Source organism: Seinonella peptonophila, assembly GCF_900129355.1.
Lineage (GTDB): Bacteria > Bacillota > Bacilli > Thermoactinomycetales > Thermoactinomycetaceae > Seinonella > Seinonella peptonophila.
In genome coordinates this window covers 254,609-266,711 of the sequence record NZ_FQVL01000002.1, presented here as the reverse complement: position 1 = coordinate 266,711, position 12,103 = coordinate 254,609, and the positions used below count along the sequence as shown (strand labels likewise).

At 38.4% G+C, this 12,103-nt stretch carries 18 protein-coding genes; 6 read left to right on the top strand and 12 right to left on the bottom strand.

Going from position 1 to position 12,103, the window contains the following annotated elements; all coding sequences use genetic code 11:
- Window positions 1-4 precede the first annotated feature (4 nt).
- From BUB71_RS05665 to BUB71_RS19430, 7 genes are all read right to left on the bottom strand, one after another.
- Entirely contained in the window at window positions 5-781 is a 777-nt protein-coding gene (locus BUB71_RS05665; protein WP_073153618.1) for a P-loop NTPase family protein, read from the bottom strand.
- 11 nt (window positions 782-792) lie between these two features.
- The gene (locus BUB71_RS05660) at window positions 793-1,200 is read right to left on the bottom strand and encodes a hypothetical protein (RefSeq protein ID WP_073153615.1); all 408 of its coding nucleotides are present in this window, start codon (window positions 1,198-1,200) and stop codon (window positions 793-795) included.
- Between the two features lie 66 nt (window positions 1,201-1,266).
- Window positions 1,267-1,536, bottom strand: a complete 270-nt coding sequence (locus BUB71_RS05655) for a hypothetical protein (protein ID WP_073153612.1) — start codon at window positions 1,534-1,536, stop codon at window positions 1,267-1,269.
- A gap of 84 nt (window positions 1,537-1,620) precedes the next feature.
- Entirely contained in the window at window positions 1,621-2,277 is a 657-nt protein-coding gene (locus BUB71_RS05650; RefSeq protein ID WP_084731149.1) for a hypothetical protein, read from the bottom strand.
- A 56-nt stretch (window positions 2,278-2,333) separates the two neighbouring features.
- On the bottom strand, window positions 2,334-2,660 hold the full coding sequence (locus BUB71_RS05645; RefSeq protein WP_073153609.1) for a hypothetical protein: 327 nt from the start codon (window positions 2,658-2,660) through the stop codon (window positions 2,334-2,336).
- A gap of 59 nt (window positions 2,661-2,719) precedes the next feature.
- The gene (locus BUB71_RS05640) at window positions 2,720-2,962 is read right to left on the bottom strand and encodes a hypothetical protein (RefSeq protein ID WP_073153605.1); all 243 of its coding nucleotides are present in this window, start codon (window positions 2,960-2,962) and stop codon (window positions 2,720-2,722) included.
- 100 nt (window positions 2,963-3,062) lie between these two features.
- Window positions 3,063-3,227 (bottom strand): hypothetical protein, encoded by a 165-nt coding sequence (locus tag BUB71_RS19430; protein WP_175552291.1) that lies wholly within the window; start codon window positions 3,225-3,227, stop codon window positions 3,063-3,065.
- Between the two features lie 94 nt (window positions 3,228-3,321).
- On the opposite strand from BUB71_RS19430, the gene BUB71_RS05635 reads away from it, so the two are divergent.
- Entirely contained in the window at window positions 3,322-3,549 is a 228-nt protein-coding gene (locus BUB71_RS05635; RefSeq protein ID WP_073153602.1) for a hypothetical protein, read from the top strand.
- 16 nt (window positions 3,550-3,565) lie between these two features.
- Here the strand turns inward: BUB71_RS05635 and BUB71_RS05630 are convergent, their stop codons facing one another.
- Both BUB71_RS05630 and BUB71_RS05625 read right to left on the bottom strand, forming a co-directional pair.
- Complete coding sequence (locus BUB71_RS05630) at window positions 3,566-3,772, bottom strand: hypothetical protein (protein ID WP_073153598.1); 207 nt, start codon at window positions 3,770-3,772, stop codon at window positions 3,566-3,568.
- A 125-nt stretch (window positions 3,773-3,897) separates the two neighbouring features.
- Window positions 3,898-4,875: a hypothetical protein gene (locus BUB71_RS05625; RefSeq protein WP_073153594.1), complete on the bottom strand. Its 978-nt coding sequence runs from the start codon at window positions 4,873-4,875 to the stop codon at window positions 3,898-3,900.
- 453 nt (window positions 4,876-5,328) lie between these two features.
- On the opposite strand from BUB71_RS05625, the gene BUB71_RS05620 reads away from it, so the two are divergent.
- The 4 genes from BUB71_RS05620 (at window position 5,329) to BUB71_RS05605 (ending at window position 8,194) form a co-directional block, all read left to right on the top strand.
- Window positions 5,329-5,883: an RNA polymerase sigma factor gene (locus BUB71_RS05620; RefSeq protein WP_245815532.1), complete on the top strand. Its 555-nt coding sequence runs from the start codon at window positions 5,329-5,331 to the stop codon at window positions 5,881-5,883.
- Window positions 5,876-6,502, top strand: a complete 627-nt coding sequence (locus BUB71_RS05615) for an anti-sigma factor family protein (protein WP_073153591.1) — start codon at window positions 5,876-5,878, stop codon at window positions 6,500-6,502. The genes BUB71_RS05620 and BUB71_RS05615 overlap by 8 nt, the downstream gene beginning before the upstream one ends.
- Window positions 6,499-7,542, top strand: coding sequence for a DNA polymerase III subunit delta (holA, locus tag BUB71_RS05610; RefSeq protein WP_084731147.1), 1,044 nt, complete (start codon window positions 6,499-6,501; stop codon window positions 7,540-7,542). The genes BUB71_RS05615 and holA overlap by 4 nt, the downstream gene beginning before the upstream one ends.
- Before the next feature lie 73 nt (window positions 7,543-7,615).
- The gene (locus BUB71_RS05605) at window positions 7,616-8,194 is read left to right on the top strand and encodes a hypothetical protein (RefSeq protein ID WP_139278992.1); all 579 of its coding nucleotides are present in this window, start codon (window positions 7,616-7,618) and stop codon (window positions 8,192-8,194) included.
- A gap of 30 nt (window positions 8,195-8,224) precedes the next feature.
- Here BUB71_RS05605 and BUB71_RS05600 read toward each other — a convergent pair whose 3' ends face one another.
- Entirely contained in the window at window positions 8,225-9,520 is a 1,296-nt protein-coding gene (locus tag BUB71_RS05600) for a phytoene desaturase family protein (RefSeq protein ID WP_073153584.1), read from the bottom strand.
- Window positions 9,521-9,671: 151 nt separating this feature from the next.
- On the opposite strand from BUB71_RS05600, the gene BUB71_RS05595 reads away from it, so the two are divergent.
- The gene (locus BUB71_RS05595) at window positions 9,672-10,136 is read left to right on the top strand and encodes a 2-thiouracil desulfurase family protein (protein ID WP_245815531.1); all 465 of its coding nucleotides are present in this window, start codon (window positions 9,672-9,674) and stop codon (window positions 10,134-10,136) included.
- Here the strand turns inward: BUB71_RS05595 and BUB71_RS05590 are convergent.
- Together BUB71_RS05590 and BUB71_RS05585 are read right to left on the bottom strand one after the other, a co-directional pair.
- Window positions 10,133-10,642: a CcdC family protein gene (locus tag BUB71_RS05590; RefSeq protein WP_073153578.1), complete on the bottom strand. Its 510-nt coding sequence runs from the start codon at window positions 10,640-10,642 to the stop codon at window positions 10,133-10,135. The two genes, BUB71_RS05595 and BUB71_RS05590, sit on opposite strands and share 4 nt — an antisense overlap.
- A gap of 95 nt (window positions 10,643-10,737) precedes the next feature.
- Complete coding sequence (locus BUB71_RS05585) at window positions 10,738-11,958, bottom strand: ATP-grasp domain-containing protein (RefSeq protein ID WP_073153575.1); 1,221 nt, start codon at window positions 11,956-11,958, stop codon at window positions 10,738-10,740.
- Between the last annotated feature and the right edge of the window lie 145 nt (window positions 11,959-12,103).

Here is a 12,103-nt window from a genome sequence, read left to right as displayed (position 1 = left end):
CTCCTTAAAAGTCCTTTCTAATTCCGCGCTGAGAATCACCATAGAAATCAATCTGAATGCATTGATCTTTAATACGATCCTTTAACCGCTTGTCATAAACTTCATCCAAATCATCCATTTCAATATTCGATGTAAAAAGTGTCGTCATACGGGTTACTACTCTATGATTAATCAAGTCATGGGCGATTGACTGAAAAGCATCGCTAGGCGCACGGATACCAATATCATCAAGGATCAAAATTTTAGCCTCTTTTGCAGCTTTCAATGAGTGGTAAAATTCCTTGGAAGCTGGTTCCTTAATTTCGCGTGGTACATTCGGGTTGTTAAATTCCGCGAATTTACTTTGTAGCAGGTTGAAATCAAGGAAATAACAAAAATCATCCTTGATTTCAGCACCATTTCTCATACTGTTAATGAAATGAGCCACAAGAAAACTGTTACCAATAGCGCATGCTGTAGAAGTTTTACCTGTCCCTGGTGAATAGGAATACAAATATAGACTTCGTACCCGTTCACCTTCTGGATCAGATAGACGTTGTTGGGCAATCTCGAAATACTTGTCTATTTGCTGGTATACTTCCGGTTGAGTCTCTCTAATGGGATTATTTTTTATGGTCATACGGCTGTAATCGGCTGGTATATTTGCATTCCCAACCATTCCACCTTTACCACTTTGACCATGCATGTAAATGTAAAAAGGGCAAATTTTATTACACTTACCAAAAACCCCTGCAAGCTCACAAGCAGGGGAGAGAAGGCAGTTTTTTTCATTGGTTTGCATGAGAGAACCTCCTAGAATAGGTTGATTTTATTTTGGATTTCATCCTCATTGATTCGGTTAAGACTTGCTTGTTGGTGCTTTTCCTGCTCTATTTGTTGCTCTACTTGATTAATTGCAAGAGGTAGGTATTTACTTCTTAAATAAGAAAAGCAGAACATAAAAGAAACCCCCCGATAGGGAGGACGTGGTTTGAAATTCTGGAAGCAAATGTCGATAAAAACTTTAGTGACTTCTTTACCGAATTCTTCATACATTCTTTTTATGTTGGCATTCTCGGCTTGGATTGAGTTAGTGAAATATTTACTATTGAAAATGAGATGGTGCTGGTTCACAATATAAGCACGAAATGTAACCGCGTTCCAGTCCTTGATATCTCGACTTCTCCAATCTTTAGCAGGTGGTAACTTTGGGCGTGGCATATTTTCACTCCTTGGTTTTGAGTATAAAAAAAAGACGAGCATTTAAGCCCGTCTAGCTGACATTCATTAAGATTGTATGGGTTCAACGTCTTCTCCAAGTACAAACGCCCTAAATAGTTTATCTTGGATTTCTCTATGTTTTCTTTTCTCTTTAAGGTCTGCCAATTGCTGGGTTAATTCATCTAAAATATCTGGGCTAGGATTTTCTTTAAGAGCTTCTAGGGCATGCTTATAATGACTTATAAGGTCCTGTTGGTCTTTATTTAAGGATTCTAGAGTGTCAGCATATTCAATTACTCCCTTTAATAATTCAATTGTATCATCATAATAGTTCATTGTTAGCATCACCCTTTTTGTGGTTTGTATTTTTACAATCTAATGTTTTATTCGAATATGCCAATAATTTTAGGTTGCATTTATTCAGCTCAGATTCCTATATTCATCCTTTTCCCAACGCTTGGCGATTTTGATGCATTGCTTGCAGGTGACTTTATGCTCCATTGTCCAACGGTCGTAATCTTCTTCATAAATGTTCCAGTTCTTGTTCCCATTAGAACCATTCTTTGAAGTGCAAAGGAATGAAGGCGAACTTCTTTTTAATCTTCCATCCTTTAAATCATCAAGCAGCAAAACATGATAAACACTTCTGCGATTCATCCCATTTCCCATTGAATTTTCAGAAAGCCCGCTCATAACCATTTTTATATCTGGTCTCCAATTTACAGGGATGTTCAGGGATTCATTGAATTCTTTAGCCCTTTGTTTATGTTCAGATTCTTTTTTCTCTTCGATTTCTCTCCATCTTTTGCGGATTCTTGCTAGTCTTTCTGCACTGATACGCTTTTCTTCATCTCTTTTTTCTTTTTCTTCTTTGGTCATAAAAGTCAAATCTCCACCAACATGAATGTAAACTAAATCACCTGGAACTAAAGTTACTTTTTCCCATGTGGCAACCTTTAAGACTACACCGTGTAGCTCAACTGTCTCAGAATCTAAAACTTTTCCCTCGTGAGTACCACCAGCTAGGGCATTGTGCCAAAATGGATTTATAATAGTGGGGCTTATTAATTCATGCATGGAATACAACTCCTTAATTTTTTGTATTGAACAAGGGGACGGTTTGTCCCCGCAAATTAATCTTCCATGTTGTAGTACCGTAGCATGTCCATTAGTTCCTTTAGAGGTTGTAGTTCCTTTGAAATAACTTTGCCTTGCCCGTTACATGTTTCACAATCTTCCTCGTTTGGAAAATCATGAATATCATGTTCATATGCTTCATGGAACCATTTGTCAGCCATCTCGTAAATGTCCAAACGAGATAAAGTTGGATGTTCTTTTTTTAAAGCATCAACTTGGGCACTCCATCTTTTCCAAATTTCAGGTGTGATAACACCTTCACCTTCACAATCTTCGCAGAGTTTTAGAAACTTAACTCGTGGGTTTTCGATTGATTTAAACACATGCATTCTCCTTTATGGTGGTTTTTGATGAGGAGAGGGGAACGATTTGTCCCCTGGAATTAATTTTCCATCATGATTAAATCGGAACGTGGGGCAATTGGTTGAGTGTAAACTTCTACTGGTCTTTCATCTGGTTCCTCAGCTTCATAAGAAACCGCTATTGAATAATCTGATCCAAAATCTGTATGAGAAGTGTATAGATCGAAACCTACTGCATTGATTTTGTTTTGAAGAATCCATTTATTCGCATCCAATTGAGCGAATTCAAAACATGAAGCAGTAAAGACTTTTACAAATTTCATTTATATCAATCCTTTGTTTTCGAATTTGGAAGGAGGCATGAGCCTCCACAGTTATGATAAAATCAAGTTGCATGCTTTATCAAAAGGGCAATTAGAATACCTAACATCTTGGCGGGTGGTGGGTGTCTATTGCCTTTTTGAGTATTTTTGCAAGTTCTTTTTGTGCGTTTTCTTCTTGAGTGGTGAAATAAACAGCTTCTCCATTAACTTTAACTACATAGCCTTTAACCCCATGTAATATCTGTGGGCTTATTAGAATTTGCACATTGGCTAACCTCCTTGTAATATCGATCTATAAACATCATAGCTCAATTTGGATCATTTGTCTATTTAAAATAGACAAATTTACGGAGGTTTTTATGGAAAATAAGTTAATCCCTCGGTTTATGGAATTGTTAGATGATATTGAAAGAGAACAGGGTAGAAAAATACAACAAAAAGATATTGTTAATCATTTTGGCTGGGATCGTAAGCGGGTTAGTGCATGGTTTGTGGGACGAAATTTCATCCCATATCCAGAAGCTTGGTATTTGTCCAAGTTTCTTAAATGTTCCATGCACGATTTCTATAGGGAAGAAGGAGAATAAAAAAGACGCTCATGATTTATGGGCGTTTTTCTTTTTCGATTCGGGTTATAAATCGATCCTTATAATCAGCTTGGAACTTAAACTGTTTACCGCAAACCTTTCCTTTTTTATCAAAATAGGTTCCAACTAAGCTAAATTCTTTTTCTAACTGCTTGCCCACTTTCTGATCCTCAACATATCCAAAATAGTATCCAGGACCAGCAGTCCATACTTTGTAATCCATATATACACCTGCTTTTTGGGTAGAAAAAAAGGATGGATCAATTATCCATCCCATTGCAATTATTCAGACTTGACCAATCTATGCAAAGACTATATAATCTCAAATGGCTAAGTAATGTTGGCGCATTACTTAATTTCTGAAATATGATAAACCTCAATAGGTTGTTCTTTGATGAAATCATTGTACTTTTTTTTATGCTCTTTATTCTTCTGTGCTTGGCGGCTGTCGAAGAATAAAGAGCTATATTTCTCTGCATGTGCTTTTTCCCATTGGTTTTGTGTGAATTTTCCGCGTTGTCCTAATCGTTTTTTTCGGTTCTTGTTGTAGGTGGTGTTTGGTTTCAGTTCTGTAAATATTTCATCGTGGCATTTTTGAAAAAAACGTTGTATGAATTTCAGGTTAGATTCCTTTGATCCAAATCCTTGTTTAGTCATTTCAGATGCTGCTTGTGACTGATTAAAATGTAAATTCTCTATCCTGGTAAATTCTTTGTTAACTTTGTTAATGTCCTTATGCATGAAAGCAACCTCATCATCAATCAGTACATAATGATAATGTCCATCAAAATCCATAGTAATTTCCCGATATAGCCACCAAATTAATAGGTCCCATAAGTAGCGGGTTCGTTCGCGATCCTTATCTTTAACTAAAGCAAGGGATTTCCTGATCAGAAAGTTAATTTCTTCTGAATCGATTTCTTGGTCATAATTTGGATCAGTGTAATAAGGTTGATCTATTTCAGGTATTTGATCGATCGGGTATGTTTGAATCTTTGTCTTCTTTTCTGTCATGACTTTGGATGTCGCACGTTTCAGACTCTTTTTCGCAAAAGTGATAAAATCGGATTGCTTAGGGTCATGATTACGGATTAAGTAAGGCATACTCTTGTAATGGTATTCGCTCAACTTGGTAGAATCGCGGTCAAATTGCCACAACTCGTTATCCATTTTTGATATAATGTTACCACCTTCTAATTGACCGAAAAAAGGGTAGAGGATTTCATAAAATTCGTTGGTGTCGTTGATGTCCTTTCCATCATCAAGTAGGTGCTGTAGCGTTACAACGTAGTCATTGAGGTTTCCGTATTTGGTGTTTAGGTTCATTTAATTGTCCTTTCGGGGACAATTTTGGGAAGTCATCATCATCAGCTTGGTTACAACAATTACAGCCTAAACATGCCATTATCTCGGTTGGGAGAAAAAATCGATTTGGGCATCCTGCAGCTGAAGTGTTACAGCGACTGAAGTGGCAAAAATCACGCATATGGAGAACGGATCGTCAAGGGGCGATTACGATTCATTTTCGTCCGCAAAGAATGGAAATCTCTACAGGGAATGAAGTCAGACAAGCGAATCTTGTCCACACTAATTAAGCCCTTACATTGAAAAATCTAAGTACGCTTGGTTCGATATATGGAAATATTTTCAATGAAATCTAAAATATTCTTTATTTCAATCATTGGGAGCGTTAGAGTTATCTACAAGCTGTTATGATTTGTTCTTCTAACCGATTCGTATTCTTTGTTAAAATGAAGAATAAACAGGAGGACAAGATGATTGTCAGAGAAAGAGATTGATCAAGCACAACTTCGATTGGCACAACAGGGTGATCGCTCAGCCATCGTATACATACTAAAGCAACTAGAGTCTTCTTTATATAGAACTGCTTATTATATGTTAGGGAATGAGACTGATGCCCTTGATATGACGCAAGAGGCTTTCATCAGAATCTATCGCTCGATTCAAGATTTTAGAGGTGAAGCAGCGATTTCTACATGGGCGCAACGTATTGTCTCAAATATTTGTCGTGATTTTTTGCGTAAAAATAAAGAAACATTTCCTCTTGATGAAAGATATATAAATGATGGTTTAAAGGGAGTACAAGAAGTAGGGGCGACCGTACAGCTTGATCTTGATCAGGCAATCTTGGAATTGCCCAATTTACAACGAAATATCGTCGTACTTCGATATGTTCATGATTACTCGTTGCAGCAAATTGCCAGTACATTGGAGATGCCCTTAAACACCGTGAAGTCACATTTGTTTCGTGCCCGCAAACAGCTTAAAATGAAGCTGGCTGAGTATCGGAGAGGGGGGCGAATTGATGGATGAGCAACAGGTGGAGAAGTTGATTCAGAAAAGCCTTGATCAAAAATTGTCAGCTGATGAACAACACCGATTAGAAGAAGAATTATCTATGAAACCTGAATTACAGCAGATGCGGGAAGATTATCAGGCAATTGAAAAAGAGTTACGACAGCTTCCAAAACGAACCCCCCCGATCTCGATAGTGGATCAAGTTGTTGCAAAATTGGATCAGGAGCAAATGAAGAAAAGATGGTTTACTAGAAGAAGGTGGAAAGTTGGACTTGGTATTGTAGCAGCGATGATGGTCAGCTTGACTGGATATTTATGGTCTCAGGATCAATTTGGGTCTCAATCGAGTTTAGTAGAGAATAAAATGGAGAGTACACCCCAATCACCTCAAACGAATCTGATCAAGGCCCCTAAATCCATCTCACCAAATGGAAAATGGGTTGCATTTTGGCAAGGGCAAACTGTAATGATTCAGACCATTGATGGGAAAGAGGTATACCGTCATACCATTTCAAATGCAAATCAAATCGTCCGCTTGAAATGGATTTCTGTAACTGTGCTTGAAGTCAGCTATCAGAATCATGGAAAGGAAGAACAATTTCTGCTTCAATACAGAGGAGATACTTTTAGATGAAAGTAGGAACAATCATGGATCGAGCGCTATTAAAAAAATGGAAGAATAAAGAGTTTCATGCTTGTTATCTGCTTTACGGTAAGGAACAATTTTTACTTCAAGAGAGTTTGCGTTTTTTACAAAAGTGCATGGATTTGGAGGACTCTGATTGGGGATTCGCCTCATTCGATTTAGAAGAGACGCCGATTGAAAAGGTGATAGAAGAAGCGGAAACAGCGCCCTTTTTATCGGCACAACGTTTAATCGTAGCTACAAATGCGTGGTTTTTAACAGGTAGTAAAAAAAATAATCATGTACATCATCATACTGATCAGTTATTGCAATACCTTGAACACCCTGTTTCAACAAGCGTTCTCGTATTAGTCGTACCAAGTGATCAGTTAGATCGCAGAAAGAAACTGGTCAAGCAATTACAAAAACAAGCAGAAGTATGTGAATTCAATTCACTTTCAGGAGCTGGGCTAAAAAAATGGGTGATGAAACAATGCAAACAATATCAGGTATCGATCACAGATGAGGCATGTCAGCAGTTAATCGATCTAGTGGGTAACGATCTTTTCTCTTTGCATCAAGAATGTGTAAAATGCGCTACTTATGTGGGTGCTGGCGAGACAATTGAACGTGAGCAGGTGCAAAAATTGGTGCCCCGTTCGCTAGAGCAAAATGTCTTTCAATTAGTGGGACAATTAGTGGAGAGACGGCTCGATAACGTTTTAAAGATATGGTACGATTTGCTGGCGCAAAAAGAAGAACCGATTCGCATTATGGCATTGATTTTACGCCAAATTCGATTGTTACTACATGTGAAACTATTGCTTGAACAGGGGAAATCTGAACGTGAGATCGCCAAACAGTTACAATCCCATCCATATCCTGTAAAGTTAGCAGCCCAGCAAGGGAAAAAATATGCTGAACAAACATTACGAAAATTAATGCTTGAGGCATTAACTGCTGATCAACAGATGAAGACTCGCAGTTGTGATCGGCAAATCGTTATGGAGAGACTCTTTTTTAGTTGGCGTACACCAAATCATAACTAGACGTTCAATATCTATTCTCAATTCTTGTGGGACTGATATGCTATGATGAGATGATTAGAGTTGATCGAGGTGTATGATGAAAAAGGATGATTTGCAACGTTTACGTAAACAGCAGTGGTTTTATATAAATGGACTCTACCTATTCTATATTGTCATTCTCTGTCTATTACTAGCTTTTCAAGCATCAGCGTTTATTGTATATACCCTTATCGGTATTGTCTTCTTACTACAATCAATGCCAACTTTGATATTTGCAACTGGCAACCCGCTCTTGGCAATCTTTCCACCTATGCGGACAATATGGCAATATGAGCGGGAGAAACTAGGCGTTGTTTGGAGACGATATTATCTTTCACAATCTTTGCTTCAGATATTGGTCGCGCTGTTTGCATTTGTTCAGGCGTGGTTACGATGGGGCCAGGCTACTTTTTTAGAGGGTGTTCCTATTTGGTATATTGTGATCGCTGTTATCGTTCTGATCTATATTGGGAATTTAAATCAACATCTACATATTCGCCGGTTTGATCAGATGGAACAAGCTAAGCTCATTGAATTAGCAAAAGATCGTTCACTTTTTACGATGATTTTAGCCGCTATATTTTTAGTCTTTTTGGTTGTTGGCACCATTCTTGTTGGTGTCGTCTTTCGTTAAAAACCTGGCTCTATCAAAGAGCCAGGTTTTTTAATGTACCTCAACAGGATGCTTCATAATCCGACTTGTTACTTGATAGGCAGAAGAGAAGGAGAGTTCTGAGAGCTGCCCTTCGCCACGGCACCAGTCACCGGCAAAGTACGCGTTTGGCATACTATAAAATTTGGTTGGCATCAATTGCTGGTCATCAATACATTTGATTTCCTGTACAATTGCCTTTTTCGATACCCGTTTTGCAACAAGAAGGTCTCTCCAACCTGGGAAATGTTTATCATAGACTGTTTCAATGGTAGCAATTTTTTCATCCGCTTTTTTCTCAATGACTTCTTGTTCATTCAGATACGCGATTGCTTGCATCAATTGTCCGCCTTCTGGTACACAAGACTCGTCATAATATGAGATATCTGTAATGAAAACACGTTCACTCTTTTGGTAAACATAAGTAAATGGACTACGAATTCGCTCACTTAAACCAATATCATAGACCACTACTTGAGTGGGTACAAACTTTGTATACTCCTCAAAATAAGTAGCCAAAGGTGTTTCAGCAAATAATTGCAAACATTCCTTAGGTGGTATACAGAATATAAAGTGATCTGCTTGATAGGAGTCATTTTTCCCTTTGATCGAGACGACTTTATTTTGTTCATCTAACTCTACTTCAGAAATTTTTTCTTTCGTAATGATGTTTCCTTCATTCTTGGTGATAATATCTGCAAAACCCTCTACAATCGATGACCATCCACCGCCTATGTATGAGACTGCACGGGTCGAGGCAAAGAGTCGTTTGTAGTATTGGAAAAACAAAGGAGATGGAATTTTCTCTGGTTCATTTGTGAAGAAATTGGATGAAGCGACAGTAAGTAGTAAATCCCTCACTGGATCGGATTCTTTTTGCAGATAATCTCCAATCAGAACTCCTTCTTCACCCCGCTCAAGCGAAGACATGGTTTTAATCACTTCATAGGCAAAACGAACTTTATTTTCCGCATCGATCACTTTTGTTTGATAGAGACCTGCTAAAGTCGCTGGCATGGGGGTAGTAAAGGAACCCATATCATAAAAAGCTTTTGAAGGCGAAAAGTTTTTCCAATCTACCTTGAGACCGATCTCGCTTTCAAACTTCCGTAAAACTGATTTATCTCGTGCATAGATGGCATGGGCACCAAAATTAAAATTAAAACCTTTTAAGGGAATGGTAATAGCCCGTCCACCTAATTTTGGAGCTTTTTCTAATAAGGTTACTTTGTATCCATTGTGAGCAAGTCGAGCAGCCGCACTCATTCCAGCTAAACCTCCACCTACCACAATTACGGTTTCAGACACGAGAAAACACACTCCTCTAGTATAATTGGTTCAATCGGTTCTAAAAGATATCATATCCTGTTTCTGGCGCATAACAAGGATATCATATATTATTTTTATAGCGAAAAAAAGCATCGTAAAAAACTGTTACTATTTGATGGAGGCGGATAACTTGGACAATTCAAAAGAGACTAAAAAGATTGTTAGTGCTTGCTTTGCTGGCATCGAATGCCGTTATGATGGGCGAGCAAATCGCGTTACAAAAATTCAAGAAATGATAAAAAAAGGGGAGGCAATTCCAGTTTGTCCTGAGCAGCTAGGTGGACTTAGCACACCACGATTACCCGCTCAAATCGTAGGCGGAAGTGGTGAAGATGTGCTAGATGGTAAAGCAAAGGTGATCGATCAAGCAGGAAATGATGTAACAGAAGCTTTTATTCGAGGAGCTGAGCAGGCACTACAGATGGCGAAGCTGACTGGGGCGACTGAAGCCATTTTAAAAGAGAGAAGTCCTTCATGTGGCAGTTGTGTCATTTATGATGGTACGTTTGAAGGAACAAAAAAAGCAGGTCAAGGAGTGACAACTGCTTTATTGAAGCGTCATGGAATTCGTGTCAAGTCTGAAGAAGAACTTTAACTTGTAGAAATGGACCTTTGTCCTGCTAATTGTGTTGCCACTTTGCGGAAACGTAGATACATGGCAATTCGCCAAGGAAGTAACATCCCAAATGCGAGGATAAAGAACAGACCACCTGTTTGATAGATTGTAATAAATTCTTCAATATAACTGTGCAGAGCAAGTCTTACAATTAATAAGACAACCAGAATCCAAGTGAAAGCTCGTGATGGTTTTAAGTAGATGTCTTGATCCACTATTTGAAATTTAGAAGTCATGATTAATGGAACAGATAATAAAAGAGCACCAGACAGAAAGGCAATGACAGCCCATGAGATGGAGAGACGAAACGGTTGATAGAGAAACATAAGAAAGCCTGTACTCATCCCTAAAGGTGGAATGAGGATTTTTTTTATGGTAGCTGGTTTTTTAGCTGCACGCATCCGAATGATCATGATTGTAATAGCCATGACGGCAAAACCAATCATGACAAAAAAAGACGGATGTAGTGGAAAGGGAGTTGTCATAAATGTGCCTCCTTTAACGACAATGTCCACTCATAGACCAGTATATCGTTAACTGAGGAACTAGATACAAGTGACAATTCCCTGACTTTTCCTGTTCATTCTTCTTCTCGATCTTCCCATTTGGAGGAGTGATGATACCAATTCGCAATGTTGATCAATTTATCATATAGATCCGTTTCTGAACTTCCTTCAACAATAAATGAGGCAATATACTCACGTACGCCATTTGGATCATCATATCTTCGCCCTGGAACGGCAAGGTATTCATACTCTTTTACCCAAGGAGGGAGGATTTCTTCAGGATTAGCAACAAAAACTCCTTTGTGTGGAGGGATTTTCACCCATCCTGTCAATTGTTTGGGTTGAATCTCTTCTTTTTTTCCAGGTAGCTGTGGGTCCATTTGACACTGTGTTTCAACAAAAGCACGGTCAAGATGAATTTCATATGCTTGATGTATTGAATCTACGATTTTGCCGCCACCTGTACGACTTGCAATTTCGCATAGAATAACTTGATCATCATCAGTATGAAACCATTCAGCATGAAATGTTGTGTTAGCAGGAGTATCAAAAACGCGTAACAATTGCTCGGTCATGGTAACTAAACGAACTGCGAGCGGATCTGTTGATTCTAATAGATAGCTGCCTAGATATCCATTATTTTGATATTTAATAGGTTCGGTTAAATACTTTGAAGCGCAGATAAAAGCTATCTCTCCTTCTTGGAGTATACCATCAACATGACAGACATGACCCGATACAAACGCTTCTGCTAGATAGTTACTTGGAATCCCTTCATAAAGTAATGCTCGCAAATCTCCTTCATTATGGAGTACATATGTGTCGCGGCTACCCACGCCATCTGCTGGTTTCATAACGATCGGGTAACCATGTTGACCTACAAAATCAATCAGGTCAAATGAAGTATTGATGCGTGCAAATGGTGGACATGGAATTCCATGTTTTTGGGCCAGTTCTTTCATGACGGCTTTGTCGCGATACATGATAGCGCTCGGCATTTTTTGACCCTCAAGTTGGAAACGTTCACGTAACTGTGCTGCTCGTAAGATGTCTGCTTCAGCATTAGCGATAATCGTGTGATAACGGTATTTATCATAAAGTTCAATCGCACGGAGCTCAACGCAGCCATTATGACGATAATTCCGGAATGATTCGATGTAAGCGTAGTCATTTTCGTCAAAGTGGTGTCTATATTCATCTGCGGTTAGTAGGATGAGGTCCTCACCCGAATGTTTTAGAAATTTTTCATACGGGCAGCGGTCGTATGCTACGAAATTCAAAATTAAAACGCTCATTGAGAAACCCTCCTAAGACTTTGTGTAAATTGGATGTCATCATGAATAGGTATTAATTGTAAAGTGAAATGCAATATTTTTTAATTTAGATACTATTATACTAAAAGAAGCAAGATACCCTTCCTGTTTTTTTGAAAAACAGGTT